The sequence below is a fragment of the Streptomyces asoensis genome (assembly GCF_016860545.1).
In the GTDB taxonomy this organism is placed as follows: Bacteria; Actinomycetota; Actinomycetes; order Streptomycetales; family Streptomycetaceae; genus Streptomyces; species Streptomyces asoensis.
In genome coordinates this window covers 159,674-184,909 of record NZ_BNEB01000003.1, presented here as the reverse complement: position 1 = coordinate 184,909, position 25,236 = coordinate 159,674, and the positions used below count along the sequence as shown (strand labels likewise).

Below are 25,236 nucleotides of genomic sequence, written 5' to 3'. Positions count from 1 at the left end.
GAGGGCCGTCGGACGGTTACCACCACGGACACCCGCCACGCAGACCGGACGAGGAGCACACCATGGCCGTCGACATCGACGCAGGACCGGTGACCGCGGTACCGGTGGGAGCCGGCAGACGAGCCGCGGCGCGCGCCACCCGGCGACGGGACCTGCTGCGCGGGCTGCTCGGCGCCACCGCGGCCCTCGCGACCGTCCCCGTCGTCACCGCCTCCCGGCCCACCCGACCGGCGGACGGCGGCCCCGCGGACTCCTCCTTCGACGAGACCTACCGCGGACGGCACATCCACGGGGTCCTCGCCCCGACGGGACAGACGGCGGCGGGCGCCCGCTGGGACATCACGGTGGACGGCCGGCCGCTGCACCTCATGCGCCGCGCCGACGGCACCTGGCTCAGCATGGTCGACCACTACCGCTCGTACGCCACCCCCCTGGAGGCGGCCCGTGCCGCCGTGGACGAACTCGGCCCCGGGGAACGGCTGCGCGAGGCGGACCAACCGCACCAGCACACGCACATGGGGGGACACCATGGCCTACACCCGTAAGGACGTCAGCACACTCACCGCCGCCGAGCGGCGGCGCTTCGTGAAGGCGCTGCTGGAGATCAAACGCAGGGGGGAGTACGACGAGTTCGTCCGCATGCACATCGACCACTACGTCTCCGACGGCGACGGAGGCCTGCGGTCCGCCCACATGGCGCCCTCCTTCCTGCCCTGGCACCGCCGGTTCCTGCTCGACCTGGAAAGGGCGCTGCGCCGGGTGGACCCCTCGGTGACCGTGCCCTACTGGGACTGGACGCGCGACCGCTCCACGACCGCGGCGCCCTGGACCAAGGACCTCCTCGGCGGAAACGGACGGCGCTCCGACCACCAGGTGACCACGGGGCCGTTCGCCTACTCCACCGGCCAGTGGACCATCCGGGAGAACGTCACCGACGGGAAGTTCCTCACCCGCGACCTCGGCCGTGCCGCCGCCCCGATCGCCCTGCCCACCGGGAGCGACGTGGAAGGGGCGCTCCAGGACCCGGTCTACGACACTGCGCCCTGGGACTCGACGGCCACCCGGGGCTTCCGCAACAAGCTGGAGGGCTGGGGGACCGGCTCGGGCAGCGCCGCCTGGCGCAACCACAACCGGGTGCACCGGTGGGTGGGCGGGGTCATGCTCGGCGGCGCCTCCGTCAACGACCCGGTGTTCTGGCTGCACCACGCCTTCATCGACCTGCTGTGGACGCGCTGGCAGACCCGCCACCGCGAGCACCGCTACCTGCCCGCCGCGGCGCCGGGCCCGCGCGACCGCCAGTACCGCCGGGTCGTCGCCCGGCAGGAGAAACTCCCCCCGTGGGACGTGACCCCGGCCCAGCTCGAGGACGTCTCCCGGATCTACCGGTACGCGTGAACCGGTGACGGACGGGGAGAGCCCCGGCGCTCGAGGTGCCGGGGCTCTCCTGGTGGTCCGTACACGGGGTACGACCGGGGTGTACGTACGGGACGTACGGGCGGGGGTCAGCCGCCGTAGCCGCCGCCGTGCTCGCCGTGCTTGTCGCCACCCTTGTGGTGGTCGCTGACGTTGGCGCAGGTGTTGCCGAAGGCCGGGTTCAGCAGGCCGATGACGCTGATGGTGTTGCCGCAGACGTTGACCGGGATGTTGACCGGAACCTGGACGACGTTGCCCGACAGGACACCCGGCGAACCCACGGCCGCGCCCTGCGCACCCGCGTCCGCCATGGCCAGGCCGGCTCCGCTGACCACCACGGCGCTGGTGCCGAGGGCAACAGCGGCCACCTTCGCGATGCGAGACATCACGTTCTCCTTAGGGAATCGGTTCGCACGGCGGCAGGGGTCGCCACCGCACTCCCCGTTCAACGCGGCCACCCCGGGCGGGTCACGGTGCGTCCGGCCGGATCACCCTTTTTGAACAGGACGGACGTACAGCCGGGTGGCTAGTGCTACTGGAGGTGCGCCGCCACGAAGTCCGTCAGGGTGGCGATGGACTGGAGACTGTCCAGGCTGAGGTCCAGCGCGGCCACGTCGACGCCGTAGCGCCGGTCGATCCCGCCCAGCAGGGTCACCCCGGCCAGCGAGGTCAGTCCGATCTCCGGTCCGAACAGGTCGGTGTCGGCGGGCAGTCCGGCGACCACGGTGTCGTCCAGACGGGCGGCCTCGGCGATCATCGAACGGATCTCCCGTTCCACCGCGGCCCGCTCTCGGGTGTCCGTCACGCTTCGGTGTCCTCTCGGTCGGATACGTGCAGCCAGGCGGGCGGCCCGGGCACATCGCCCCCGAGTGTCCGGCCCAGGACCGCCGCCTCGGCGGGGGCCGTCCGAGCGACGGGGGCACCGGACGCGTCGGCCGGGCCGGGCACGGCGGCGTCCGTGCGGCGCAGGCCGGCCTGGCGGAGCAGGATGCGCATCTCCAGGTTGGCGTCCGTCGGGCGCAGCGTCACCCGGAACTCCTCGGCGCCGGCCTCGCGGGCCCGTTCCATCAGCCGGAACAGGAAGGCGGCCGCCGCGCCCCGCCCCGCGACCCGGCAGGAGAGCGCGAGCAGCGGGACGGCCCAGGTGGCGGAAGCCGTCCCGGCGCCGTCGCGCACGCCGGGGGTGTCCGGGCCGCGGTCGACGAGGGCGGCGCCGATGATGCCGTAGTCGCCGAAACGGTCCGTCATGCGGGCGGTGTACAGCTCGTGTCCGTCCGCCGCGGCCAGCTCGCGCAGCCGGTCCGGGGTGAGCCCGGAGGAGTTCAGGCGGTGGGTGCGGGCGGCGAGTTCCAGGGCGCGCGGGAGCTCGTCGGCGGTGGCCGCGCCGACGGTCAGCCGCATGTCGCACCAGCGCAGGAACTCCTCACGCGAGCCCCGGAACCGCGCGCCCTCGGCCCTGCGGGTCTCCTCCGTGCGGTAACGGCCCACGCGGGCGCGGGACTCGGGGGTGATCTCCCGCCCCTCGAACGCGGCCAGCAGCGCGGGCACGTCCGCGGGGTCCAGGGTGCGCACCCCGGGCAGGAGCGCCTCGACCTCGGCGCGCTCGTAGGGGGAGTCGTCGACCAGGACGAGGGCCTCCACCGCGATGCCGAGTTCTTCGGCGATCCTGCGCAGCGACTCGCTCTTGTCCTGCCAGGACACCTGCGGCGCGAGGAAACGCGCCCGCAGCCCCGGTACGGCGTCCAGCCGGTCGAGCACCGAGGGAGCGCTGCGGCTCGCGATGCTGCTGAGCACACCGCGGGCCGCCAGGTCGTCGATCGCGGCGAGCGTCGCGGGGCGGGGCGCCGGCAGGTCGTCGGTGGGCGACTCGACGGCGATCTCGTCCCACAGGGTGCCGTCGAGGTCCCAGACGACGCACTTCACGCCGTCGGGATCGAAACCGTCCGCCACGCTCATCGGCCGTCGGTCCCCTGGGGCAGGAACAGCTTCATCGACAGGCTCGTGGGGTCGAACCCGAACTTCCGGTACACCGTGCGCATCGGGACGTTGCCCACGTGGACCCGGCCGACGACCTCGGTGATGCCGTTGGCCAGGCAGAACTCCAGGCCCGCGGTGAGGAGGAGTTCGGCGACGTCACCGCGGTTGTCCACCGGGGACACCGCGAGGGAACGGAAGTTGGCGTAACGGTCGCCGGTCATCGCGTTCTGGTTGATGCTCACCCAGCACCAGCCCACGGGCTCCCCGCCCGGAGCGTCGGCGACGATCATGCCCTCCTTCGACTTCTCCATGGCGCGCCCGAGCCGGGACGCCCACCGCTGCGGGTCGTCGATGGCGTCCTCCCCGAAGGAGACCCGGGCGATCTCGGCCTCGAACCGCCCGATGGCCGGGAGGTCGCGCTCGTCGGCCCCACGGGTGACGTACGGCCGTGCCCGCTCGGCGAGCGCGGCCCGCTCGGCCTCGCTCGGCGCCCGCCAGCCGTGGGCCCGCCCGACGGAAGGCGCGGGGGCGGAGGCCCCGGGAGACGCGGAGACGGGAGCGTCGGGGGTGGCGGGCGTGGTGGGAGTGACAGGGGGGCCGGCATCGGCGGGGCCGCCAGCGGCCGTGACCGGGGTGGCCGGCTGCTCGGCCGAGGGGGCCGGATCCTCCGCCGGGACCAGGCGGCCCGGACGGAAGGGGCCCTTGCCGCAGTTCGGGCAGCCTTCCTCGCGCAGGGCGCCGACCGAGGCCCAGCGCGCGCCGGGCCCGACGCGCAGCCGCGCGTCGCACGCCACGCACGTGTACTCGCGCTGCCGGGTCCGCTTGTCCCCGGTGTAGAGCGGGCCGCTGAACTCGCCGTCCTGGGAGGGGGCCGTCGAGGTGGTGGTGAGCAGGTGCTGGAAGAAGCCGACACCCCCGAGGATGCCGCTGCCCTCGTACTCGTTGAAGTTGCGGATGTACCCGTTGGTGATCAGGCCGAGCCCGATGATCTCCCGCTGCACCTCCAGCATCTCGTCGGGGCTCTTGCCGCCGAAGGAGAAGAAGATGCTGTGCGCGGGACCGGGCCGCAGCCCCTCCACGGCCCGCGACAGGAACAGGCGGGCGCCTTCGGGGGTGTACGGCGGGTCGGTCATCGCCACGTCGTGCTGCTGGTGGAGTGCCTCGGGCAGCGGCAGCCGCAGGTCGTGGCGCACGGTCTCCACACGGGTGCCGAGACCGGCCGACACCTTCTGGATGTAGTCGAGGATCTCCGGGGAGATGTCCACGACGGTCACCCGCTCGACGATCGGACCGCCGAGCACATCACCCACCACGGCGACGGCGAGGGACACCAGGTCGTCGTCGCCGATCAGCAGCAGCGAACCGCCCGGCAGCGCGCCCGCCCTGAGCAGCGCGAGCACCCGGCGCACCTTGGTCTCGGCCGTGCAGTGCGACTGGTCGATCGCCATGTCGACGGCGGGACCCGACTCCATCAGCGCCCGCAGCCGGCGCACCGCCTCGTCCAGCACGTCCGGGATCACGAGCTCGCGCCCGTCGCACGTGCGGCAGGTGGCGTCGAGCGAGAGGTCCATGCCGAGCTCGGCGACCAGGTCGCGACCGTCCTCGGTCAGCCGGGACGGACGCTGCGCGGTGACGAACCCCCGGCGGCGCAGTTCGTTGCCCAGCGCGGCCACGATCGGGACGGGCAGTCCGGTCGCGCGGCTGAGGTCCTTGGTGGACGCCGGCTCCAGCCGACGCAGGGCACGAAGGACGGACCGTACTCCCGGCGGGCCCTCCTGGAGACGGACGGCTTCCGCGACTTCCGTGAGCACGGAATCCGCGGTGGTGCTCCGAGGGTGCCGACGCGCGTTCGTCACAATGCTGCTCCAGGCAAACTGATTGAAGGATTCCGGGACTATCGAGTATACGGGCTGGTGAGCAGCCATCAGGACCCGCTCCGGGAGCGGGGAAATACGGAAAGGGAGTCGCGGGAAAGGGAAATCGCTCGCGGCGCATTCGGATATGCGGCGGAGGGTTCTCCTGCCCGTTCTGCTACCTGTTCGGCTGCCCCTTCGGCTACCTGTTCGGCTGCCCCTTCGGCTGCCTGTTCGTCTTGCTGTTCTGCGGCGAGTTTCTCGGTGCTTTAGCGAGGAGCTTTACGATATTCCGGGACGGTGTGTCCGGAGTGTGTTCCACGGGGTGTTTGCCGGCGGCCGGGCGAAACGCACCGACCGGGGTCGCCGTGCAACCCGGGCGCCCCGAGGTGCTCCTCGCCGAACCGCCGGACGGTCCGCGCTTTTCCCACCCTTTTTTCCGCGGGGTGCCGTCCTGGAAGGTCTTCGGGATGTCCTCCCTGATGCGCTCCCGGGTGATCTTCCGGCTGCCCCTCCGGCCGTTCGTTTCCGGGCGTTTGTCCGAAAGGGGCGGGTGGGTTTTCGGCCGAATATCAGCGGACCCCCCTTCCCCCCTTGACGGGGTGCACGCGCGAGCCCCTGAGTACCCCGGATGCTACGCTGGGCACCACCGAGCGCCGCTGACCGGCCTCGCAACCTTCCCCTTTGGCCGCGCGGACCAGCGCAGATCTATGTGAAAGGAGACGGGGGCAGCGGTTCCTCACCCCCCGGTTTCCCCATGACCAACTCCGCCAACCTCGGCACCGAGGGTATAAACGTCGACGATCTGTGCTCTTACGCAGTCGACGTATGGGTGAGCGACCACAGCATCCTGACCGACGAGGAGCGTCTCCTCAAGGTCCTGCGCACGGCCGCTGAAAAGGGAAACGCCACGGTACTCGGTGAGGCCTCGCACGTTTTCCCGAACGGCGCCGTCACCGCGATCCTGCTGCTTTCCGCTTCGCACCTCAGCATTCACACCTGGCCCGAATTCAGCCTGGCCAACGTCGACCTTCTCGCTTACGGCCGGCTGAACGGCGAGCGGATGATGCAGAGCGTCGAACTCGGCCTCTCGCCGACGCGGATCAACGTGACGCGCATGCTGCGCGCCGTGCACTGACCCGACTTACCGGCCCGGCTTACCGGCCCGCCTCACCGCGGGTTTCACAGCCACCCGGACAGCGACTCGACGAATGCGCCGAACCGGTCCCGGTGGATCGCGTGCGGGGCGTCGGGCACCGTACGCACCTCGAAACCGCGGCGCGCCAACTCCGCCCGCATACCGGCGCTGACGAGCATGCTCGGGTCCGAGGTCTGGACGAGCGACGGCACCACGGCCTTCTCCGGCGTGTGGTCGACGTGCCGGTGGGAGGAGAGCGCGAGCGCCGTGTTCTCGTCCCACCGCTCCAGGGCCTCCTGCTCGGCCACCGCCCGCGCGTCGAGCCGCCCGGCGTCCGCACCGGTGCTGCGTGCTGGCCGGGATGAGCGGGAGAGGGCGGCCAGGGCGCGGGACGACCGCTTGAACAGGGTGAACAGGGCCGGGTCCAGGGAGCCGTTGGCCCCGGCCAGCTGCCACGCCGGTTCGGAGTAGACGGCGCGGGCCGGCCCCAGCTCCGGCACCGCGAGGGCCAGCGCCAGCGCGCCGAGCGAGTGGCCCAACGCCACTTCCGGGGCGGGCGGGAGCGTCTCGACGAGATCCTCGGCGAAGTGCCGGGGCTCGTACGGTCCCCGCGGGCTGGCGCCGTGCCCGCGCAGATCCACGGCGAGTACGCGGTAGCCCCGCCCCGTCAGGACCGGAACCAGCTCGTGCCAGGTGCGGTGGTCGGACATGATGCCGTGGACGAGGACGGCGACACGCTCGCCCGTCCCCCACTCCTGTGTGTGCAGTCGCATGCGGCTGCTTCCTGTGTGGTGTGGTGTGAGCACGTGTGTGGTGCGAACAGGGGCGTGGTGTGAGCAGGTGTGTGCTGTGACCAGGAGTGTAGGCGCGGACCGGCCGTCGAACCATGACGAGGCGCAGTGACGGGACACCCGGTGCAGGTGTGGTGGGCCCGCCTGGACGACGCCCGCCCGGCCCTCCTGACCCTCCTCGACCCCGTCGAACGCGCCCGCTGGGAGTCCACCCCGGACCCCGCGGGCAGGGGGCGCTTCCTGGTCGGCTGCGCGCTGGGCCGTCTGGTCCTGGGCCGACTGCTCGACCTGCCCCCGGCTGACGTCCCCCTGCGCCGCGTGTGCCCACGCTGCGCAGGCCCCCACGGCAAGCCCCGCCTGCGGACAGCGCCGGACGTCCCCGCGGGGGAGCCTGCGGACCTGGACTTCTCGGTGACGCACAGCGGCACCCTGATCGGTGTCGCCGTGTGCCGGGGCGGCGAGGTGGGCCTGGACGTCGAGGAGAGCGGGCCCGACGCGGTCGTCGACGTCGACTCCGCGGCCGGCGTGGCGCTGTCCGCCCCCGAGCTCGCCGCGCTGCACGCCCGTCCGCCCGGCGAACGGCAGTCCGCCTTCCTGCGCACCTGGACCCGTAAGGAGGCGGTCCTGAAGGCCCTCGGCACAGGACTCACGGTCCCGCTGCGCGAACTACAGGTCTCCCCACCCGACCACCCCCCGGCCGTCCTCACCTGGCCCACCGCACTCCCGCCCCACCCCCGGATGTCCTTGACCGACCTCCTCGTCGAGAACACCCACCCGGCGGCGGTGGCGGTAGCACTACGAGCGCCGTCGGGCGCAGAGCCGAGGACCACCGGGACCGAAGAGGACGAAACCGCCGTCCAAGTCGCCGTACAGGACGGCACGAGAACGCTGGCGGACTACGCGGGATGAACCGCGGAGCGGCGAGCGCGGAGCCAGCGGACGCCCTTCGTGGCGTAGACGACGCTCATGAGCGCGAAGCCGGCGAGGGTGAGCCAGAACCAGGAACCCCTCACGACGAGGCTGAGCAGCAGGCCGCCGAAGAGCATCAGGGAGGCGACGACGTCCAGCAGGTCGAGCCGTGCACCGAAGCGCGCCGCGGAGTCGGACGCGCGGAGCCGGCGGACGACGGGAACGAGGCCGAGGGCCTGCAAGAGGGCCGCCGGACCGACAGCGATCCAGACGAACCAACCAGGTATGTCCACGGCGTGCACTGTATCGGCCCTCCCGGGCCCCGGCGCCCTCTAGGGGGACGGGAGGCCGTGGGGCAGGGCGCAGACGTCGTCGCGCAGGTGCAGTCTGCGGAGATCCCGGAGCAGGGCGACAGGGCAGGGACGCACCGCCCACTTGGCCAGACAGCCGGCCTCACCGTGCTCCTCGAGCACCGCGTGAGCCGCGGTCAGAACAGCTTGCGCGAACGTGTGCCGCGGATGGGCCGACTGCCCCACGGCCCGCCGCGTTCCCCCGGGCGGCGCCCGGCCCCGACCGGCGTGGCACCATGCCCCCTCAGCACACGAATCCATGGGGGAAACATGCGTACCGGCGCTGCCATCACACTCACCACCGCTCTGCTCGTCGCCACCGTCGCCGCCTGCACCTCGTCCGGCGACGACAAGGCCGACCCCCCGAGCAGCCGCCCCACCTCGGCCGCCAAGTCGCCGACCCCCACCCCGACCCCGCCTGATGCCGTCGAACTGGAGCGCGTCGCGGACACCTACGTGAACCTCTACTTCGGAGGGGTCGGGGAGGGGGCCTACGCCTTCCTGTCGAAGCGCTGCCGCGCCAAGGCGGACCCGGCCGCGTACACGGCCACCGTGGAGCAGGCAGCGAAGGACTACGGGCCCGACCACCCGGCGACGGACGTGCACGCCACGGTCTCAGGGGACATGGGCCGCGTCTCGTACAAGGTGAAGGGCCTGCCGAAGTTCGACCAACAGGCGCAGCCGTGGACGGTCGAGAACGGCACCTGGAAATACGACGCCTGCTGACCCCGCGCCACCGTGTCTGCGTCGACAGGCTTCGACGGAGGAATTCCACCCGCCCAGGGGGCCGAGTGGACGGGGAGCAGTGGGCCAGTGTTGCCGGACCCTATGTCCGATGCGTCGAGGGAGGGCTGGCTGGCCTGAAGAGGCGCCTGGAGGCTGCCGGGGAGCTCTCGCGTCGGCTCGCGGAGGCCGATGCTTTTCGCCGAGTACTTCGACACGTATGCGACACGTATGCGACACGGCCACCCGCGAAAACCCCGGTGGTCGCCGGGCAGCCCCGGACCGCTCCCTTGATCATCGGGGGAGTGTCCGGGGCTTCGCCATGTCGCGCGAAACGTGCTCTGAGCAGCAAAAATGCCCTCCCGATGGGAGGGCGGAGACTTGCGCCCCCGGCAGGACTCGAACCTGCGGCCAAGCGCTTAGAAGGTGTTGAGCACTCAGCTCTGTACTAACCTGCGGTTTTCCCTGGTCGCGCTGCACCACATTAATGCAAGGCGCTTGGCCCATTCTCTGGCCCCTTCGACCGAGAACAGACGCCCCGGACGAGGGACCGCCCCGGCCCACTGTAGGACCGGGGCGGCCAGCCGACACGCGGGTCCGCTATCTGAGCGGGCGACCTCGTGCAGAGTGTCACCGCGGCCGGCGTCACTGAGGGGGGTGCTCCGCATCGATACCCACCACCCCTCGAAGATCAAACAATGTAGGACTACGACCACAGACAGACGATCATGAACCGGGGAACGTGGGCGGGTGCCGTCTGCCTCGCCCCCGCCCGACTGGGTGCTGACCCAGCGCCGGGCCATCGGCGAACGTCTCCGTGCCGAGCGGCTGCACGCCAACCTCACCCAGGAACAGGTCTCGATCCGGTCCGGTGTCGACCGTCCCTCCGTCGTGCGGATCGAGCAGGGCCAGCAGTCACCCACCGTCGACACGCTGATCCGGTTAGCCGCGGCCATCGGGGTGCCTCTCGTCGTCCTGGTGCAGTGAGCGGCCGCCCCACGACGGGGGCGCAGGGCGGCCGCCCGGACCGGCCCCCGCGTCGGCGCGAGCGGGGGCCGGTGGCCTAGTCGAAGTCGCGGTCCCGGTAAAAGTCTCTGTGCCTACCCGTGTGCCCCGGGCGGAGCGTGCAGTGTCCGGGGCCGGTGGCGTTCTCCACCCAGCAGTACCCGCCCGCACGGCCCGCCGACCGAGCCGCCTCAGCTGCACGCTCTGCTGCGCTCTTTGGCATCAGGCCTCGTCCCCCATCGCGAGCGCCCGCAGCGCCGTGCCGTCCGGGCAGTACCGCGGGAGGGGCGGCGAGCAGCGCGTGCACGTGGTGACATGCAACTTCAGGACTCGATCCGCCTCGCGCTGAGTGCAGCCGTCGCAGGCCCGCGGATACCAGGGGCCGTAGACCCCGGCATAGCTGCCCTGCCGGCGGCCGAGGTCCACCGCGTCGGCCGTCAGCTGCTTGCGGCACCAGACGCACGTGGCGCCGCGTACCTGCTCGGGCTCCAAGCCGGACTGCCGGGGAACGGGGAGGACCGTCACGATGCTGACGGTCACAGGGGTGCCGGGCGTCGGGCCCATGCCCGTATCGTGTGCCATGTCGACCTGCTCTCAGCGGGAGGTTGACCTGCCCCGGGCCGTTCGCGCGGCTGCGGGGCTTTACCGTCCTCGCAGCGTAGACCTAGCTAGCTAGGCCCGCCAGGCGATCGTAGCTATCTCGTCTCGCTGAGTGAGCTGAGAGTGCCTAGCGTCGAGATCATGGAGTGGCAGCCGGACGTACCGCGGTGGCGGCAGGTGTACGACGTGATCGAGGCCCGGATCACGGACGGCACGTACGCCCCGGGCGAGCAGCTGCCGGGCGTGCTCGGGATCCAGGCCGAGTTCGGGATCGCGCAGATGACGGCACGGCGGGTGCTCACCGAACTGCGCGCGGCCGGGCTCGCGCAGATGCAACCCGGCGTCGGCACTTTCGTGACCGAGCTGCCCCGGCCGCCCGCGTAGCTCAGGCGCTGGTGCCGTCGGTGATCAGGCCGAGGCTGGCCAGAGCGGAGATCAGCGAACCGAGCGCCGCGTTCCCACCGCGCGACCCGGTCACCGTCGGCTTGGCCACCGCTGCCGCGCCGAAGAACCCCAGCGTGGTGCCCATGTGGCGGAACATCAGCGCCACGATCAGCGCGTCATCGGTCGTCCACTCGTTGGCCGCGGACCGACGCAGGTTCGTGTCCCGGGCTCCGCTCCCGGGGCCCGCCTCGAGCGTGCCGTTGGCCAGCAGGCGCCACCGGTCGAAGGTGTCGCCCGAGACGCCGCCGCCGAACGCAGGCGTGGCGCCACTGGCCACGTTGTTCGTGACCGTGCCGGACATGGTGCCGCCCGCCAGCGGCAGCAGCGCAGCGAGCGCGGCAGCGAGCCCGGTCACCTGAGACTGAGCGACCGTCACCGGGTCCCCGCCGGCGGATCCGTGGCTCGCGGCGTGTGCGGTCGGTGTGCGTGCGTTCGTGGTGGTGGGGTCGTCGGAGCGCAGTGCCACGGTGGGCCCGGTCCCGGCGGCGCCAAGCGGCGGCTGCGATCCGGTCGCGCCTGTGTCGCCCTTCGGGCCGGTCGCCCCGGTCGCACCTGCGGGCCCCGCCGCGCCGGTTGCGCCGGCCGGTCCCTCGGGTCCCTCCGCGCCGGGCGGTCCCGGCGGGCCGGGCACGAGCACGTACTCGCCGTCGTCGGCCCCGGCCGGGACCAGCTCGGCGAGGTCGACCTCGCCGAGCGACGCGGGCAGCGACAGGTACAGGGCGTCGCGGCCCGTCTCGACGCGGTACGTCCACCCCGTCGGCGTGAACCCCTCCGCGTCGGTCGCGACCAGCGTCTTGGACCACTGGCCTGCGTCGTTGGGGGTGACGACGACGGGGTCCCCCTCGACGACGACGCCCCAGTCCGCGCCGACGACGCGCCCCGGCACAGGCCGGATCCGCACCGGCAGCGGACGCCCCTCGCCGTCGGCCAACGTCTGGTGTCCGGTCAGGGTGACGGTCTGCACTCCGGGCGGGAACGACATGGTCAGGCTCCTGTGTGCATGTGCTCGCGCACGCGGTCGTGAATGTCCTCGGGCTCCGGAGTCACACCCCGGTCCCGCATGCGGTTCATCAGCCGGTCCACCGTCCACGAGTAGGCCAGCACCAGACTGGACAGCCCGTCGATCCGCCGGTCCTGCCGCTCGATCTTCGCCTTCATCTCGTCGCGGATCTCCCGGAACGCGGTCAGGTCGGCCTGCCGCTGCGCGGGCTCGGCCGCGGCCTCGGCCGCCGCGCGCTGCGCCTCGGCCGTCGTCAGCGCCGCCGCCTTCGTCGCGCGGGCCGCGAACAGCCCCGCACCCAGCAGCGCGACGGCGCCGAGTATCGACCCGACGACCCCGGCCGCAACCCCCCACGCTCCGCTCATCTTCGTGCCCTTCGTGCAGGGTGGGGGACGGAGTACTCAGGCACCGTCGCCAGCCACATGATCAGCCCCACGTGCCCGATCGCGTACCACGCTGCGATGGCCAGGCCCCGCGGATACTCCCCCGTCACGGCGCCCCACAGGAACGCCGTCCCCCAGATGAACGGCGGGAAGATCGCGGCGATGAAGCCGAGCCCGTCCCGTCCCACCCGCAGCCACGCGCAGCCGAAGGTGATGATCCCGCAGAGGATCCACACCGAGGACCAGCAGCGGATGTCCGCGAACCTCGTCAGCAGCCCCAGCCCGACGGGGCGGGGGTCCGGCTGGAGGGCGTAGCCCAGGCCGAACGCCACCTTGGCCGAGCCGAGAAGTACGAGGGCCATGCCGCGGCGGCCCAGCTGCTTGCGGAGCCGCCGGACCGCCGCGCGCATCAGACGCCCTTGACGAGCGACGCCGAGTTCTTCGTACCGAACGCCCGCGCCAGCATCCCCTTCAGCACGGTTCCGCCGGCGGCGATCCCGGCCGCGGCCATGGTCTCCCAGAAGCTGGCGTGGAACATGTCGGCGGGCCCGGCCGCGATGGCGACACCGCCGGCCGCGACCACGGCCGTGGAGAGGGTGCGCTCGGCCAGGTCTCTGGCGTAGGTCTTGGCCGTCTTGATGACGGTCTCTGCCTGGGGCAGGTCGATCTGCGACATGGTGTGTCCTTCCGTGGATGGGTCGGGGGGGGTGGGTCAGACGGCCCAGTACGGGCCGGACGCGGTGCGGTGCAGCAGCGCCACCGAGGCGCCGTCCGACGTCTTCACGCGCAGCTGGAAGCGCAGGTGCTTGCCCGCCGGGACGGTGCCCGACAGCACGAATTGGTGCCCGCCACCACCGCGGCGGGTGACGGTCTGGTACGCCGACGGGCTGCCGCCCGAGGTGTCCGTCAGGTAGAACCGGCCCTCCACCACGGCGTCCGCCGGGGTGTCGTCGGCGAGGGTGACGTGCACGAGGGTGTCGTGCACGCGCGGCCCGGAGTGGACCACCGGGTCCGCGAACGCCAGGCCCACCCACTCACCCGAGGGCAGGTCCACGTCGGCCGGGTTCGCTTCGTTCAGCATCATCGGGGCGGGCATGTCGTCCTCCTGGACAGGGGGTGTCGGGGTCGGGGTGGTCGTGGGCGCGGCGGCCGGACGCGGCGCGCCCTTCTGCACCCACGCGTACAGGGGGCCGCCGGGGCAGCTGGTCGCGTAGCCGTCGCGGTGACCCTTGATCTCGGTCCCGGCGCCGTGCTCGCGCAGCAGCTCGATCCCGTCGCGGATCGCCGAGAGCATGGCGTCCGTCGGCTCGGTCAGTCCCTCGCTGCCGACCAGGCCGACGATCGCGTAGTGCGCGCGGTTCAGGTCCTGGTTGCCGTTGGCGCCCGTGCGCCGGCCGACGCCGCGGCCCTCCAGCAGGAACCCGTGCGGGCAGGCCGCGTAGTTGTAGGCGACGTCGGAGTAGTTCTCCACCTTGTTCGCCAGGTGGCTGGCCCGTATCGCCTTCCACTCGGCGACGCACGCCGCATGGTCGGAGAGCAGCCGCGTCGACACCGCGGTCCCCTCGTAGTGGACCTTCACCCCGCGGGTCGTGGCCTGGAGCGGGGCCTCCGACGCCAGCCATCCGAACTCGGCGCGTCGTACAAGTCTCATGGTGGTGCCCTTTCAGAGGAGTCGCGCGTAGGTGGGGGCGCCGCCGATCGAGCCGCCGCCGCCGAATTTCCCGCCGGTCGTGGCGCCCGCCGTGCGGCGTACCTGGATCTGGACCTTCAGCGAGGCCGACGCCCGATACGGAGTCAGGTCGATGACGGCCGTGGGGAACACGTAGGAGAAGAGCGCCGGCACGGAACCGGACGCGGCGACCGTGGCCCCGTCGAGGAGGATTTGCCAGGACCCGCCCGTGTTCACGGCCGACACCTGGTCGCCGATGAACACCATGCCGATGCTGAGCGTCGCCGTGCGGGGGCTGAGGATGGCCTCCCACAGCGTGATGAACGAGGTGGAGTCCTCGTACGGCATCGTGTGCAGCGACGTCGGGTAGAACGGCAGCTCATCCCGCTCCCACCCCGCACGGCGCAGCGCAGCCACCTGCGACTCCAGCTGCGCCACCCGCTGCATCAGGTCCGGCGTCCGGACGATCCTCGGCATCACGCCCCCACACAGGTCAGCCGGACCCGCTCGGGCCCGGACGCCGCGGTGTTCTCGATGCCGACGATCCGCAGCACCGCCGACCGGCCCGCCGGGGACAGCGGCTCGGGGTCGATGACGAACAGCGCCTGGTCCCCGACGGAGTACGAGCCGAACTCGGGGTCGGTGTCCGCGCTGACCTCAAAGGTGGGCTGCGCCTGCGCGCCGGCCTGCGCATCCAAGTCGGCGTTGGTCAGGCCCTGCACCTGCGTCTCGTCGATCACGTCGTCATAGGTGGCCACGCCTTCGAGGAGCGGCCAGCCCGACGCGATCGCGTCCGAGTCCGCGGCCGTCTTCACGATGCGCGCCTCGCCGGTACCGGCGCCGAGCCCGGTCATCTCCGTCACCACGGCGGTGCCGTCCTCGGGCCAGTCGTAGTCCAGGATCGAGCCGTACCCGCCGCCCTTGGAGAACACCAACCCGGACTCGGCGGCCGTGCGCCCGCGGCGCGGGAACCAGGTCATGGCTCGGCGGTAGCGGGTGGGCGGGGTCGTGGCCGTGGCCTGCGACCACCCCACCTCGATTCCGAAGTCGAACCCGTCATCGGCCGCGGCCAGTTCGCTGATCGCCTTGTAGATCTCCGGGCGCTCGTACTGGTAGTACGTGATGTTGCGCGCCACGCCGTGGGGGGCGGAGGCGATCTGCCCGAGGTCGATGCCGATCGATCCGCCCGACTGCTCGGCGGCGTACCGCATCAGCGACCACATGACGAACTTCTGGTCGCTGTAGAGGCGCTGCGCCGTCGGGCCCGAGCCCACGTAGGTGGGGTCCGTGACCACCGAGGTGTCCGTCGACAGCGTGCGCTTGACGTACCGGTGCTGGTAGTAGGAGAGGAACTCGGACGCCTGGATCGCCCGGCCACCGTCCGCGTTCTGCCGGGTCCACACGATCCCGCCCCACACGAGCACGCCGTCCCGGTCCACGTACACGGCGGTCCGGCCCGGGGTGCTCGCCGTCTCCGGGTCCAGCGGCAGCGTCTCGCTGTTGTACGGGATCGTCCCCCGCAGGGTGCCCGGCTGGTTGAGCGCGAACGAGTACGTGACCCCGGCGAGGGGCAGCTCGGCGAGCAGCTGGTCCGTGCGCAGGTCGCAGAACAGGTAGGTGTACGTGTGCTGCGTCTGCGGGTCGAAGGGCGTCGTCACGAGGCGGCCTCGTACTGCCCGTGGACCACGAGCCGCATCGTGCTGCCCCACACGAAGGGGGTGATGGAGTCGACGACGCCCGCTACCGTGGCGCTGCCGTCCACGCGGGGGCCGGACATGTGCAGGCTGATGTCCGCCGCGCCCGTGTTGACCTGCGCCATCGCCATCGACGCGCGCTGCCCGTTGCCCGGCTCGATGTGCGCGGTGCCCGCCGGGGTGAGCGCCACCGCCGCGGCCACCGGCAAGCTGAAGACCCAGTTGTCCGCGCTCGTCGGCGAGGACCCGAAGTTCGTGCTCGTGCCGAACGTGATGTCCATGTAGAACTTCACGTCCCGGCCGGTCTTGGAGTACCGGCAGTTCACCGCCGCGTTGCCGTACGACGGCAGCCGCAGACCGGTCGACGTCGTCCACGTCGGCGTCCACGACGTCCACGCCCCCGGGGTTTTCTGCACCTCGCTGAGCGTCCCGGCCAGCGTGCCGTACATCAGCCGGTCAGTGTCCGTGTAGTAGAACATCTGGCCCGGGTGCGGCCGGGCGGGCACCGCAGCCGAGGACACCGGCAGCACACCGCCGATCGCGCACCCGTACGTGCGGACGTCCGTGATGTTCGCCGCCGCCACGCTCGACTGCGACGGAGCGAGCGCAATGTCCGCCAGCACCACACAGTTGGCGGGCAGGGTGCCGCGCACCGTCGCGCCGGCCGACGCCGCGTACGGGCCCTGAATCACCTCCAGCTGCCACTGAGACAGGGCCCCGGAATACTCGGCGTCGTACACCGAGGCGACCACGGTGTCCTTGCGGTACTGGCCGGCGCCGCCCGCGGGGTTCACGTTCAGGGTGACGTCGCCGTCGTTGGCGCAGATGTAGGCGCCGGACCCGCCGGTCTCCCGCTGGTCCACGAACACGGTGCCGCCGGACACGATGACCGTCATGTTCGGGGTGCCCGCCGCGCGCACCTTCAGCTGGTAGTTCTGGTAGCTGGGCTTCACGCCCGGCCGGATCCGCAGCGGGTTGGCCTCGTCGGACGCGTTCCCCGGATACGTGAGCAGCCCGGACAGGGCCAGCCTGTCGTTCCGAGCCGGGTAGCTCGGCGCCTGCTGCCAGGCGGGCGGGTTGATGACGGCCATCTCTGGCCCTCCTTTCCTACAGGCTGGTGTCTCGCCAGGTGACGGTGAGCAGGGACGTCTGACCCGGGGCGCCGGCCAACGCGCTGCCCCGGTACGCGATCTCGTTGGGGCCGGGCTGGAGCAGGGGCCACACCGACCCGGCGCGCACCCACGAGCGGCGCGGGCTGGAGCCCATGAACAGCACCGCGCGCGACCGGGTGTCGATCAGCAGGTACTCGCCCGGCTGAAGCGTCGCGTCGATGACGAGGAGGGCGCCGGTCGTGGTCTGCTCGATCGTCGGGCTGGCCACCGGCCCATCCACCCGGAGCACCGGATACGCGGGCGACGCGCCTGCGTTGATGGCGGTCAGCCGCCCGGACGTGCCCGCCGCCCCGTACGTCCGCGGGTGGACCAGCGGGTACGTGCGGCCCGCGGCCGGGGAGTAGGCGGTGGTCGACGCGGACTGCTCGATCAGGCCGTACAGGTACGGATCCGCGCAGTACATCTCCAGCGCGGCATCCCCGATGGACCACAGGTGCTCGGCGTCGTACGGCAGGCTGCGCTTGCGGACCTTCGCCCACACCAGCACGCCCTGATCCGGGAAGGACAGGGCGGCCGGTTGCGCCTGCGGCTGCGTCGCCGCCCGCAGCGCCAGCGTCAACGCCCGCAGGTCGTCGGGGCTGGACCCGCGCAGCCCCAGCCCCAGCTGGATCGTGCGGGGGCCGGTGTAGTCGGGGCCGGTGTAGTCGCCGTGCTGGCCCGGCCGGGCCACATCCTCCGCGCGGATCTCCGGCAGGTCGTCGAGCCCTTCCAACGCGGTCACCGCGTACGGGGTGCCGGGCCCGAACGTCAGCCCACCCCACGTCACCGTGCCGAGTCGCTGCTGAGGCATGGTCACCTCCCCCCGACAAGGCCTTGCCAGGACAGGGCGCGAAGCATCCCGTCCGGCGTGGCCTCGGTCCCGTAGAGGTTGATCACGTTGTTCTGGTCGCCCCGGCCGCCGACGACGCCGTACGCGCCCGCCAGCTGCCTGGACGTCGGGACGGATGCGAGCGCGCCACCGACCCCGGACGCCGCGTCGAGGACGCCGCGCGCCGTGTCCCGCGCGGCCGAGATGACCCGGGCCGCGCGCGCGACGACACCGCCGCGCCAGCCCTCCATGTCCATCACGCCGATCGCGTGGAACGCCCGGCTCGGGCTCTTCGTCTTGTGGACGGACTTGACCGTCGCAAGCATGCCCTTAGCGATCTTCGTCATCTGCGTCTCGATGGCCTTCTCCTGCGACTTCAGCCCGGCGACCAGGCCCTGAGCCGCGCGGATGCCCGCGCCGTACAGGGCGTCGCCCACCGTCGCGCCCGTCGCCGAAGCGCTCTTGGCCAGCTGCGACTGAAGGTCGTTGATCTGCTTCAGCTGCGCCGGGGTGGCCTTGGCGAGCGCGGCCGCCGTCGCCGCGCCGCCCGCCACGCCCGCATCGGCCACCTGCTGGAGGAGGTCCGACCGGAGCCCGGCCTTCTTCAGCGCCGCGATGTTGGCCTGGAACTCCTTCGACTTCTTCAGCGCCTGCTGGAGTTCGACCGTGATCGCGGTCACCGAGTTCACGTCGGCGTGCCCGCTGGTGATGTTGGCCTCGGACAGGATCCCCGAGCTGATGTCCGTGGCCGCCTTGGACCGGGCCTTGACGAGGCCGTCCAACTTCTTCTGCGCGGCGGCCAGGTTCTTCAGCACCGTGTCCCGCTTGGTGACCTCGCGCTGGAGTTCCGCCGTGGCCTTCGCGATCGCTTTGCCGTAGCCGCTCGTCACGTTGGCCGGCAGCATCTTCGTGATCGCGGCCAGCCGGGACCGGAGCTTCGCCGTGGACTCGTCGATGCCCTTGATCAGGCCCTCGATGATCAGCCGACCGGCCGGGGTCAGCAGCTTGGCGTCCTTGGCCGGCGGACCCTTGACCTTCGGGATCATCGAGGTGATCGACGAGAGCTTGCTTCGCAGCGCGCCGATGCGGGACTCGATGCCGTCGATGAACCCGCCGATGACGGAGCTGCCCGCGCTGAAGAGGATGCCGCCGAGGTTGCCCATTGCGCTCTGCGCCCGACCCGGCAACTCGCGGATCTTGGAGACCGCCGCACCGATCTTGTCGGAGATCGCGGCCACCAGCCGGTTGCCCGCGCTCGACGCCGTGGACATCAGCCCGGACCCGAGGTTGGACAGCGCCGCGACCGCCCGGCCGCCCATGCCCTTCAGCCACCGGATCGCCGTGTCGATCCCGTTGCCGATGATCGTCCCGAGCGCGTTCATCTTGTCGAGGATGTACGCGTTCGCCCGCCCGACCGCGCCCGTCACCGTCGACCAGGCGCCCGAGAAGTCCCCGGACAGCAGCGCGGTCAGGGCCTGCACCGACGGGACCACGATGCCGCTGATGACCATGGCCAGACCCGTGGCGAGGATGCCCGCCAGCATGCCCACGCCCTGAATCAGCGGCGTCAGCGCGGGCGTCAGCCCGGAGATCAGTTTGGTGCTGAGGTCCGCCACCACCTGAATCAGCGGGGTCAGCGCCACCAGCAGTTCGGCGGCGCTCCCTCCGAGGGTGATCAGCGACGGCGACAGCTCCGTCACCAGCCGCCCGAAGAGGGTCAGGTTCGTGGTCAGGTTGTCCGCGAGGATGTCCACCAGCGGCTGGATCAGGCCCGGGAGCTGCGCGAGGATCGGCGCCAGGACGCGCATCGCGACCATGGCGACCTGCGTCACCACCGGGGCCAGCGCCGTGAACACCCGCTCGGCGCCCTCCAGCAGCGGCGTCAGCGCGGGCAGCAGGTCGGAGATGAGCTGGCCGATCACGGGGATCAGCGGGGCCGCGGCGACGACCAGCGAGCCGACGGCGCCCGCGGCCTGCACGAGCACCGGGGCCAGCGCCGTGATGATCGGCTCCAGCCCGTCACCGAGTGCCTTGATCAGGGTCTGTGCGGGCGGGCCGAGGGCGGTCAGTACGGGGGCGATGGCGGACAGGGCCTGGCCGAGCAGCGGGGCCGCGGTCGCGCCGAACGTGGCCATCGTCTGGAACAGGGACCGGAGTCCGTCCTGCACGCCCTTGGTGTTGACGATCTTCGCGATCTCGGCGGTGACGCTTTGCAGGACGGAGACCATCCCGCCGCCCCCGGGCGGCATCGCGTTGAAGATCCCGCCGATGATCCGCCCGACGTTCGCGCCGACGGTGAACAGCTGGCCGAGCAGGTCCAGCGCGTGTTCGATGGCCTTCTGCATCGCCCCCGACTCGAAGGCTTTGCTCAGCTTCGCGCCGATCCCGCCCGCCGCTTTCGCAGCGCCTGCCGTCAGCCGCTCGAACGACGGGCCGGCCGCCGCCGCGATCTGCCCCAGCGACGTGACCACGACCTTCGGCACGCCGGACAGGTTGCGCAAGCCGGTGCTCGCCGAGCCGAGCGCCTTGCCGAGAGTGCCCGAGTCCGCGAGTTCCTTGCCCGCGCTCAGGACGCCCTTGCCCATGGTGTTGAGCGCGTCGCCAGCCGACAGCAGGTTGGTGCGCAGGACGGGCAGGACGCTCTTCCCGGTGCTCTCCAGCGTGCCCGCCAGGCCCCGGAACACGTGGTCCTGCACGGACTGCTGGAGGTCGCGCAGGGCGGGCGCGGCGTCGTGCACGGCGCCCGCGAACTTGCGGGCCTCCGGGGAAAGCTTCTCCAGGGCCTTGGCGTAGTCCTCGGCCTTGCTCGGGTCCAGCGCCGCGCTGAGCGCGTCCTTCATCCCGACCGATGCGAGTTTCACGGCGCCCGATGCCAGCTGCACAGCCGCCAGCCCGGTGACCGCGACACCGGCCGCCGGCGCCACGTTCGCCAGCGTGGTGGCCAGCGCGCCCGCCGCCGGGAGCGCCGTCCCGAGGACGGCCGACACCTTCCCGATCGACCCGGCCACCCCGGCGATCGGCCCGGCCAGACGACCCAGCCTGCCCAGACTCCCCGCGAACCGGCTGACGCGGTCCTCGTCCACGTCCACGTTCGCGTGCACGGTGACGTCCGTGTCGTCGACCCGACGCGCGGCCTGCCTCAGCTCCTCCAGCTGCCGGGAGGCCGCGGCCGTCGCGGCGCGGATGTTGACGTCGTGGTGCTCGCTCCCGATCCGCTGAAGCTGCGTCTCGAAGTCCTGCAACCGGCGGAGCGCGTCGGGCAGGGAGATGTCCACGCCGATGCGCTGCGCGTCCAGCTGCGCCATCTCGCGGTGGATCCGGACCAGGTCCCGGTCCAGCGGCGTGCTGTCGCCGTCGATGGTGACCTGCGGGAGGTTCCGCAGCAGGTCGTCGAGCTGACGGTTGACGCCGCGGCCGAGCGCCGCACCCATCGCCGAGCCCTGCCGGGCAGCATCCCCGACCGCGCCGGCCACCCCGTCGAGGTTCACGGCCAGGTGGCTGACCAGGTTCGGCAGGTTGATGTCGTCGGCCACAGGGTCACCTCCTCCGGGCTACTGCATGGCTGCCATCGCGAGCAGGCCGGGACCGGACTGCATCGGCTGGGATCGGTCGCCGCCCGTCTGGTGGGCGGCCTGGTGCTCGTCGGCCAGCGTCATCAGCTGGCAGAGCGTCATGTCCCAGAAGTCGCCGGGAGGAATGTGGAGGGCACCGACGGCGAGGTAGTAGAGCTGAGACCAGGGGAAACCGTCTCGATCGGGCCCCCGGTCTCGGCCGGGGTCCCGCCGTTTCCCAGAGCCTCCAGCGCCTTCGAGAACGCGGTGTTCCACGCCTCGACGTACTCGGCGAGGTGGCCCGGGTGCAGCAGATCGGCGAGGTCCGCGCCGTCCCTACGTCGCCGGTACGTGATGTCCCCGGAGATCCTGCGCTCGCCCTTCGCGTCCTGGTGCTCGCGGAAGTGCGGCTCGAAGCCACCGGGGCCGAGGCACCCGGCGCCGACCAGCTGCACGATCGGCCCGTACGCGGCACCCTTGCCGGTGATGTCGATGGCGTCCTGGACCGCGACGACCGACCCGTAGCGGGCCTCCAGCAGAGCGATGGCGCGCATCGAGTAGCGCAGCGACACGGTGGTGCCGTCGGTCAGGGTGATGCTCGCGCCACTGGCGAGCAGGTCAAGTCCAGCGGTCATGGTGGTGAGTCCCTACGTGAGTGCCGGGGTTCGGCCTGCGAATGAGGGGGGGGCCGGGGCGGGCGCGCTGAGCGGGACGCGCCGGCCCCGGGGATCAGGCGATGGCTACCGCGGTCTCGTTGATGACGGTGGAGATCCACTTACCGTTGGACAGCAGCGGGTCGGCGTCCGCGGTGAAGCTGGCGATGCGGTAGTCCTCTTCGGCGAAACCGAGGTCCGGGAAGGCGCTGAGCGTCAGCTTGTGCAGCACGACGTGCACGTCACCGCCGATGATGTCGATCCCGTTCGGCGGGGTGACGCCTTCGAGCTTGAAGGGCGGCAGCGTGGCCGTGGTGTCGGTGAGGTCCCACGACGTCTTCTGCGCGGGCGTGGTGCCCGAGTCGGTGACGGTGCCGCCGATGATCGCGGCCAGCACGTCGAGGCTCATCTTCGCGTGCGAGACGGCCACCTGAATGTTCGAGATGGCGGCGTTCGTCGCCAGCTGCGTGTTGTCGCCCCGCAGCTTCTTGACCTCGACGTCACCGGAGATCTCGAACGTCTTGATGCCGGGCACGTCGATGAGCGCCCCGTACGTCGGGGTGCCGGACGCCGGGTCGGCGGTCAGCGGGGCGATCTTCGCGTCCTTGATTCCGTAGACGCGGGTGAAGCGCTGGAGCGGCATAGCGGGGTTCCTTCCTGGTGCCGGGGTTCGGCTCAGCCCTCGGGCGGGGTGTCCGGGGTGGGGGTGGGTGAGAGGACGGTGCCGAGCACCGAGCCCGGCAGCAGCGCGGCGAGCGCCTCGTCCGGGGTGCCGGCGCCCTGCCGGGGGATGGTGGAGTCGACGACCCACCAGGTGATGCCGGGGCGGCCTTCCTGCGGGTAGACGATCGCGGCGCCGTCGGTGAGGGAGGCATCCGGGGGGATGACGAGGAGCGGGTCTCCGGGGGTGGGCGGCCAGGCCGGGCCGAGGTAGGAGACGACGTCGTCGTGCTGGAGGGCGACGTATATCGGGTCGCTCATGTCGGGGTCACCTCGGCGGAGAGAAGGGCTCGACGCACCGTCACGGTGATCGAGTGCCGGACGCGGTTGTCGGCGATGGGGATGCGGTCGATGTCCTGCAACAGGACGGCTCGGACCCGTGCGGGATGCTCGGGGAGGGTGCAGCCGTGGAGGGCGCGGCCGATGGACTCGGCGAGCCCGTACCGCTCGGTGACCTTGGTGGTGCGCTCGCCGGTCTTCACCCGGGCCCGCTGCACCAGGTCGATGACGACGGTCTCCAGGACGTCGATGTCCGCGGCCGGGTCGCCGAAGTCACCCGCGGCGCGCAGGTCACGTGCGGCGGGCAGGGCTTCCTGAACGACGATGTACGGCTCGGCCTGCCCCTCGCGCGGCCCGTCCCGGAACACCGGCACATGGAAGCTGAGGGATTCCAGGTACGCCTTGATGGCGCCGGACGTCGAGGCGGCCATCAGCGCCGCCCGATCTGCGAGGCGTGCGCCCGCCAGAAGATCGGCGTCAGCTCGATCGCCGGACGCAGGAACGGCTGCGCCTTCGTGCCCGGGTGGTTGACCTGCGCCACCGGGTGAGCAGCCCCCGGCCAGAACAGGGCCTTCTTGTACTTCGGCTTGATGACGTGCGGGCTGGTGCCGTACTCCACGGCCGCCGCGTACGAGACGTTCGACCCGACGACGTAGCCGAGCTGACGGCCGCCGCCCTCCGCGCGCGACACGATCGACGACCGCAGCCGCCCGGTGTCCACCGGTGCCCGGCGGCGCGCCTCGTTCTGCACGTCCATGCGGGTGCGGTCCACGGCCCGCCGCACGTCGTCCGACATGCCGCCGAAGAACCTGCGGAGACCGCGCTCGTACTGCCGCGTGTTGATGTTCGCCGTCGTCGCCGCGCTCGCCCGCAGGCTGACGCTCGCCCGAGCCCGCACCATCACACACCACCGATCAGCGACGGGCCACGGTTGAGGTAGCCCGCGAGGAGGGCGTCTACCTGCGTCGATCCGGTCGACGACGACGGGTCGACGGGCGTCGTCTCCTCGTCGTCGGAGTCCTCGATGGCGACGTTGTTGCCCTCGTCGTCCACCTGAAGGCCGGCGTCCTGCGCGGCGTCCGCGTCGGACGGTGCGGCCTGCGCCTGGAGGTGAGCGGCCAGCAGAGCACAGCCCTGCCCGACCAGCAGCGGCGTCTCGTCGTAGCCGAAGCTGCCGACCGCCTTCACCTGCTCGGCGCCCCACCGCTCCCACAGGCCGAGCCAGCCGCCGTTGTACGACTCGGCCCCGACCACCAGGTCGTTGTAGCCGCCCCACGCCAGGTGCAGGGCGTCGACCTGTCCGAGCACCGACGACGACGTGACCCGCCAGGCCGACGACGGCAGCGACGGGCCGTCGTCGGCGGCCAGCACGGGCATGACCGAGGTGATCGTTCGGACGCGGCGCGGGAGAATGACCAGTCCCCCCGCGCCGACATCCGCCACCACCGCAAGGTCAGTTGGCTCGAAACACTGCTGCGTGTACCGGTCGATCCGCTCGCGGGCAGCAGCGACCCAGGCCATGACCTCGGCAGGGGTGCCGGTCACGCCCGCGTCTCGCGCTGCTGCCTCCGAGCAGTACGGCATCCGTCAGCCCTCGTCGCTCTCGTCGGTCTGCTCGGCGGCGTCCAGCTCCCGCTTCACGCCCTCGGTGACCAGTCCGCCCTTGGCGACGATCTGTCGGGCGTAGCCGCCCGGGTGCTCGTGGACGACCGGCCCGGTCGGCTCACCGGTCCCGGACGGGTCCAGCGCGCGGAACGCGTCGGCCGGCGCGGCCTGGCCGACGTCCCAGCCCTCACGCGCGGCGTACTCGCGGGTGCGGACCACAGCCGCGTTCGGCTGCTCCGGGGTCTCGGTCTCAGCGGGGGTGTCCGCCGGCTTGCGTGCTGCCATGGGTGATCAGCTCCTAGGAGATGACGCCGCGCGTGCGCAGGGCGGCGAGCAGGGCGTTGAACTGGGCTTGGGTGGGGGCTGCGCCCACGTCCGCGATGGTCGGCTTCGTGGTGCCGTCCATCAGGGCGGGGGCGCTGTCGACGACGCGCAGCACTTCGGTGTCCTGGTTCGACACGCGGGTCCCGCCCTTGACGACTGTGACCTGCTTCGTCAC

Annotated in this window: 33 protein-coding genes; 7 read left to right on the top strand and 26 right to left on the bottom strand. The window is 71.8% G+C overall.

The genetic code is table 11. The annotated features are described in order from the left end of the window. Window positions 1-62 precede the first annotated feature (62 nt). Together Saso_RS13600 and Saso_RS13595 are read left to right on the top strand one after the other, a co-directional pair. Window positions 63-545 (top strand): tyrosinase family oxidase copper chaperone, encoded by a 483-nt coding sequence (locus Saso_RS13600; protein WP_189918003.1) that lies wholly within the window; start codon window positions 63-65, stop codon window positions 543-545. Continuing rightward, window positions 529-1,395 carry a tyrosinase family protein gene (locus Saso_RS13595; RefSeq protein WP_189918001.1) on the top strand — a complete coding sequence of 289 codons (867 nt, stop codon included), beginning with the start codon at window positions 529-531 and terminating at the stop codon, window positions 1,393-1,395. Before Saso_RS13600 ends, Saso_RS13595 begins: the two co-directional genes overlap by 17 nt. 107 nt (window positions 1,396-1,502) lie before the next feature. Here Saso_RS13595 and Saso_RS13590 read toward each other — a convergent pair whose 3' ends face one another. The 4 genes from Saso_RS13590 to Saso_RS13575 form a co-directional block, all read right to left on the bottom strand. Beyond that, window positions 1,503-1,799: a chaplin gene (locus tag Saso_RS13590; protein WP_189917999.1), complete on the bottom strand. Its 297-nt coding sequence runs from the start codon at window positions 1,797-1,799 to the stop codon at window positions 1,503-1,505. A 146-nt stretch (window positions 1,800-1,945) separates the two neighbouring features. Further along, window positions 1,946-2,218, bottom strand: coding sequence for an acyl carrier protein (locus Saso_RS13585; RefSeq protein WP_189917998.1), 273 nt, complete (start codon window positions 2,216-2,218; stop codon window positions 1,946-1,948). Beyond that, window positions 2,215-3,369, bottom strand: coding sequence for an HAD-IIIC family phosphatase (locus Saso_RS13580; protein ID WP_189917996.1), 1,155 nt, complete (start codon window positions 3,367-3,369; stop codon window positions 2,215-2,217). Before Saso_RS13580 ends, Saso_RS13585 begins: the two co-directional genes overlap by 4 nt. Then, the gene (locus tag Saso_RS13575; protein ID WP_189917994.1) at window positions 3,366-5,201 is read right to left on the bottom strand and encodes a GNAT family N-acetyltransferase; all 1,836 of its coding nucleotides are present in this window, start codon (window positions 5,199-5,201) and stop codon (window positions 3,366-3,368) included. Before Saso_RS13575 ends, Saso_RS13580 begins: the two co-directional genes overlap by 4 nt. A 799-nt stretch (window positions 5,202-6,000) precedes the next feature. Here Saso_RS13575 and Saso_RS13570 point away from each other — a divergent pair. Beyond that, window positions 6,001-6,381, top strand: a complete 381-nt coding sequence (locus tag Saso_RS13570) for an S-adenosylmethionine decarboxylase family protein (RefSeq protein ID WP_189917991.1) — start codon at window positions 6,001-6,003, stop codon at window positions 6,379-6,381. Between the two features lie 44 nt (window positions 6,382-6,425). On the opposite strand, the gene Saso_RS13565 is transcribed toward Saso_RS13570, so the two are convergent. After that, a complete protein-coding gene (locus Saso_RS13565) occupies window positions 6,426-7,154 on the bottom strand; it encodes an alpha/beta fold hydrolase (protein ID WP_189917989.1) in 729 nt (242 codons plus the stop codon). A gap of 126 nt (window positions 7,155-7,280) precedes the next feature. On the opposite strand from Saso_RS13565, the gene Saso_RS13560 reads away from it, so the two are divergent. Next, window positions 7,281-8,081, top strand: a complete 801-nt coding sequence (locus tag Saso_RS13560; protein WP_229901029.1) for a 4'-phosphopantetheinyl transferase superfamily protein — start codon at window positions 7,281-7,283, stop codon at window positions 8,079-8,081. Here Saso_RS13560 and Saso_RS13555 read toward each other — a convergent pair. After that, window positions 8,069-8,374, bottom strand: coding sequence for a hypothetical protein (locus Saso_RS13555; RefSeq protein WP_189917988.1), 306 nt, complete (start codon window positions 8,372-8,374; stop codon window positions 8,069-8,071). The two genes, Saso_RS13560 and Saso_RS13555, sit on opposite strands and share 13 nt — an antisense overlap. Window positions 8,375-8,701: 327 nt before the next feature. Here Saso_RS13555 and Saso_RS13550 point away from each other — a divergent pair, with 327 nt between their 5' ends. Together Saso_RS13550 and Saso_RS13545 are read left to right on the top strand one after the other, a co-directional pair. Then, complete coding sequence (locus Saso_RS13550) at window positions 8,702-9,157, top strand: hypothetical protein (RefSeq protein WP_189917986.1); 456 nt, start codon at window positions 8,702-8,704, stop codon at window positions 9,155-9,157. 747 nt (window positions 9,158-9,904) lie between these two features. Continuing rightward, entirely contained in the window at window positions 9,905-10,141 is a 237-nt protein-coding gene (locus Saso_RS13545; protein ID WP_189917984.1) for a helix-turn-helix domain-containing protein, read from the top strand. Window positions 10,142-10,381: 240 nt separating this feature from the next. On the opposite strand, the gene Saso_RS13540 is transcribed toward Saso_RS13545, so the two are convergent. Beyond that, a complete protein-coding gene (locus Saso_RS13540; RefSeq protein ID WP_189918588.1) occupies window positions 10,382-10,741 on the bottom strand; it encodes a hypothetical protein in 360 nt (119 codons plus the stop codon). A 159-nt stretch (window positions 10,742-10,900) separates the two neighbouring features. Here Saso_RS13540 and Saso_RS13535 point away from each other — a divergent pair, with 159 nt between their 5' ends. Beyond that, entirely contained in the window at window positions 10,901-11,143 is a 243-nt protein-coding gene (locus tag Saso_RS13535) for a GntR family transcriptional regulator (protein ID WP_189917982.1), read from the top strand. 1 nt (window position 11,144) lies between these two features. Here Saso_RS13535 and Saso_RS13530 read toward each other — a convergent pair whose 3' ends face one another. From Saso_RS13530 to Saso_RS13440, 19 genes are all read right to left on the bottom strand, one after another. After that, complete coding sequence (locus Saso_RS13530; protein ID WP_189917980.1) at window positions 11,145-12,185, bottom strand: hypothetical protein; 1,041 nt, start codon at window positions 12,183-12,185, stop codon at window positions 11,145-11,147. Between the two features lie 2 nt (window positions 12,186-12,187). Further along, window positions 12,188-12,568 (bottom strand): hypothetical protein, encoded by a 381-nt coding sequence (locus Saso_RS13525; RefSeq protein ID WP_189917978.1) that lies wholly within the window; start codon window positions 12,566-12,568, stop codon window positions 12,188-12,190. Next, entirely contained in the window at window positions 12,565-12,996 is a 432-nt protein-coding gene (locus tag Saso_RS13520; protein WP_189917976.1) for a hypothetical protein, read from the bottom strand. Before Saso_RS13520 ends, Saso_RS13525 begins: the two co-directional genes overlap by 4 nt. Further along, entirely contained in the window at window positions 12,996-13,262 is a 267-nt protein-coding gene (locus Saso_RS13515; protein ID WP_189917974.1) for a hypothetical protein, read from the bottom strand. The genes Saso_RS13520 and Saso_RS13515 overlap by 1 nt, the downstream gene beginning before the upstream one ends. A 36-nt stretch (window positions 13,263-13,298) precedes the next feature. Then, on the bottom strand, window positions 13,299-14,237 hold the full coding sequence (locus Saso_RS38250; RefSeq protein WP_229901024.1) for a peptidoglycan recognition protein family protein: 939 nt from the start codon (window positions 14,235-14,237) through the stop codon (window positions 13,299-13,301). A gap of 12 nt (window positions 14,238-14,249) precedes the next feature. Continuing rightward, window positions 14,250-14,732: a hypothetical protein gene (locus Saso_RS13505; protein ID WP_189917971.1), complete on the bottom strand. Its 483-nt coding sequence runs from the start codon at window positions 14,730-14,732 to the stop codon at window positions 14,250-14,252. Next, window positions 14,732-15,913: a hypothetical protein gene (locus Saso_RS13500; protein ID WP_189917969.1), complete on the bottom strand. Its 1,182-nt coding sequence runs from the start codon at window positions 15,911-15,913 to the stop codon at window positions 14,732-14,734. Before Saso_RS13500 ends, Saso_RS13505 begins: the two co-directional genes overlap by 1 nt. Continuing rightward, the gene (locus Saso_RS13495; RefSeq protein ID WP_189917967.1) at window positions 15,910-17,040 is read right to left on the bottom strand and encodes a hypothetical protein; all 1,131 of its coding nucleotides are present in this window, start codon (window positions 17,038-17,040) and stop codon (window positions 15,910-15,912) included. Before Saso_RS13495 ends, Saso_RS13500 begins: the two co-directional genes overlap by 4 nt. Window positions 17,041-17,056: 16 nt before the next feature. Then, window positions 17,057-17,911, bottom strand: coding sequence for a phage distal tail protein (locus Saso_RS13490; RefSeq protein ID WP_189917965.1), 855 nt, complete (start codon window positions 17,909-17,911; stop codon window positions 17,057-17,059). 2 nt (window positions 17,912-17,913) lie between these two features. Continuing rightward, complete coding sequence (locus Saso_RS13485; RefSeq protein WP_189917963.1) at window positions 17,914-21,462, bottom strand: hypothetical protein; 3,549 nt, start codon at window positions 21,460-21,462, stop codon at window positions 17,914-17,916. 18 nt (window positions 21,463-21,480) lie between these two features. Next, window positions 21,481-21,627 carry a hypothetical protein gene (locus tag Saso_RS38760; protein ID WP_368858621.1) on the bottom strand — a complete coding sequence of 49 codons (147 nt, stop codon included), beginning with the start codon at window positions 21,625-21,627 and terminating at the stop codon, window positions 21,481-21,483. Next, a complete protein-coding gene (locus Saso_RS38245) occupies window positions 21,600-22,115 on the bottom strand; it encodes a hypothetical protein (protein ID WP_229901022.1) in 516 nt (171 codons plus the stop codon). The genes Saso_RS38760 and Saso_RS38245 overlap by 28 nt, the downstream gene beginning before the upstream one ends. A gap of 94 nt (window positions 22,116-22,209) precedes the next feature. Next, window positions 22,210-22,776: a phage tail protein gene (locus Saso_RS13470; protein ID WP_189917956.1), complete on the bottom strand. Its 567-nt coding sequence runs from the start codon at window positions 22,774-22,776 to the stop codon at window positions 22,210-22,212. 32 nt (window positions 22,777-22,808) lie between these two features. After that, window positions 22,809-23,114 (bottom strand): hypothetical protein, encoded by a 306-nt coding sequence (locus Saso_RS13465; protein ID WP_189917954.1) that lies wholly within the window; start codon window positions 23,112-23,114, stop codon window positions 22,809-22,811. After that, window positions 23,111-23,563 carry a hypothetical protein gene (locus tag Saso_RS13460; protein ID WP_189917952.1) on the bottom strand — a complete coding sequence of 151 codons (453 nt, stop codon included), beginning with the start codon at window positions 23,561-23,563 and terminating at the stop codon, window positions 23,111-23,113. Before Saso_RS13460 ends, Saso_RS13465 begins: the two co-directional genes overlap by 4 nt. Then, a complete protein-coding gene (locus tag Saso_RS13455; RefSeq protein WP_229901020.1) occupies window positions 23,563-24,033 on the bottom strand; it encodes an HK97-gp10 family putative phage morphogenesis protein in 471 nt (156 codons plus the stop codon). Before Saso_RS13455 ends, Saso_RS13460 begins: the two co-directional genes overlap by 1 nt. Further along, window positions 24,033-24,677, bottom strand: coding sequence for a hypothetical protein (locus Saso_RS13450; RefSeq protein ID WP_189917951.1), 645 nt, complete (start codon window positions 24,675-24,677; stop codon window positions 24,033-24,035). The genes Saso_RS13455 and Saso_RS13450 overlap by 1 nt, the downstream gene beginning before the upstream one ends. A 42-nt stretch (window positions 24,678-24,719) precedes the next feature. Further along, window positions 24,720-25,022 carry a hypothetical protein gene (locus tag Saso_RS13445; protein WP_189917950.1) on the bottom strand — a complete coding sequence of 101 codons (303 nt, stop codon included), beginning with the start codon at window positions 25,020-25,022 and terminating at the stop codon, window positions 24,720-24,722. 13 nt (window positions 25,023-25,035) lie between these two features. Next, complete coding sequence (locus tag Saso_RS13440) at window positions 25,036-25,236, bottom strand: hypothetical protein (protein ID WP_189917948.1); 201 nt, start codon at window positions 25,234-25,236, stop codon at window positions 25,036-25,038.

Bases quoted from the DNA above. Each gene is read 5' to 3' on its own strand.
- Saso_RS13580 (WP_189917996.1), bottom strand. From the start codon at position 3,369: ATGAGCGTGGCGGACGGTTTCGATCCCGACGGCGTGAAGTGCGTCGTC.
- Saso_RS13465 (WP_189917954.1), bottom strand. From the start codon at position 23,114: ATGAGCGACCCGATATACGTCGCCCTCCAGCACGACGACGTCGTCTCC.
- Saso_RS13505 (WP_189917971.1), bottom strand. From the start codon at position 14,732: ATGCCGAGGATCGTCCGGACGCCGGACCTGATGCAGCGGGTGGCGCAG.
- Saso_RS13460 (WP_189917952.1), bottom strand. From the start codon at position 23,563: ATGGCCGCCTCGACGTCCGGCGCCATCAAGGCGTACCTGGAATCCCTC.
- Saso_RS13590 (WP_189917999.1), bottom strand. From the start codon at position 1,799: ATGTCTCGCATCGCGAAGGTGGCCGCTGTTGCCCTCGGCACCAGCGCC.
- Saso_RS13565 (WP_189917989.1), bottom strand. From the start codon at position 7,154: ATGCGACTGCACACACAGGAGTGGGGGACGGGCGAGCGTGTCGCCGTC.
- Saso_RS13550 (WP_189917986.1), top strand. From the start codon at position 8,702: ATGCGTACCGGCGCTGCCATCACACTCACCACCGCTCTGCTCGTCGCC.
- Saso_RS13470 (WP_189917956.1), bottom strand. From the start codon at position 22,776: ATGCCGCTCCAGCGCTTCACCCGCGTCTACGGAATCAAGGACGCGAAG.
- Saso_RS13525 (WP_189917978.1), bottom strand. From the start codon at position 12,568: ATGAGCGGAGCGTGGGGGGTTGCGGCCGGGGTCGTCGGGTCGATACTC.
- Saso_RS13455 (WP_229901020.1), bottom strand. From the start codon at position 24,033: ATGGTGCGGGCTCGGGCGAGCGTCAGCCTGCGGGCGAGCGCGGCGACG.
- Saso_RS13490 (WP_189917965.1), bottom strand. From the start codon at position 17,911: ATGCCTCAGCAGCGACTCGGCACGGTGACGTGGGGTGGGCTGACGTTC.
- Saso_RS13540 (WP_189918588.1), bottom strand. From the start codon at position 10,741: ATGGCACACGATACGGGCATGGGCCCGACGCCCGGCACCCCTGTGACC.
- Saso_RS13495 (WP_189917967.1), bottom strand. From the start codon at position 17,040: ATGGCCGTCATCAACCCGCCCGCCTGGCAGCAGGCGCCGAGCTACCCG.
- Saso_RS13600 (WP_189918003.1), top strand. From the start codon at position 63: ATGGCCGTCGACATCGACGCAGGACCGGTGACCGCGGTACCGGTGGGA.
- Saso_RS13570 (WP_189917991.1), top strand. From the start codon at position 6,001: ATGACCAACTCCGCCAACCTCGGCACCGAGGGTATAAACGTCGACGAT.
- Saso_RS13535 (WP_189917982.1), top strand. From the start codon at position 10,901: ATGGAGTGGCAGCCGGACGTACCGCGGTGGCGGCAGGTGTACGACGTG.
- Saso_RS13595 (WP_189918001.1), top strand. From the start codon at position 529: ATGGCCTACACCCGTAAGGACGTCAGCACACTCACCGCCGCCGAGCGG.
- Saso_RS38250 (WP_229901024.1), bottom strand. From the start codon at position 14,237: ATGAGACTTGTACGACGCGCCGAGTTCGGATGGCTGGCGTCGGAGGCC.
- Saso_RS13520 (WP_189917976.1), bottom strand. From the start codon at position 12,996: ATGCGCGCGGCGGTCCGGCGGCTCCGCAAGCAGCTGGGCCGCCGCGGC.
- Saso_RS13530 (WP_189917980.1), bottom strand. From the start codon at position 12,185: ATGTCGTTCCCGCCCGGAGTGCAGACCGTCACCCTGACCGGACACCAG.
- Saso_RS13445 (WP_189917950.1), bottom strand. From the start codon at position 25,022: ATGGCAGCACGCAAGCCGGCGGACACCCCCGCTGAGACCGAGACCCCG.
- Saso_RS13515 (WP_189917974.1), bottom strand. From the start codon at position 13,262: ATGTCGCAGATCGACCTGCCCCAGGCAGAGACCGTCATCAAGACGGCC.
- Saso_RS38245 (WP_229901022.1), bottom strand. From the start codon at position 22,115: ATGACCGCTGGACTTGACCTGCTCGCCAGTGGCGCGAGCATCACCCTG.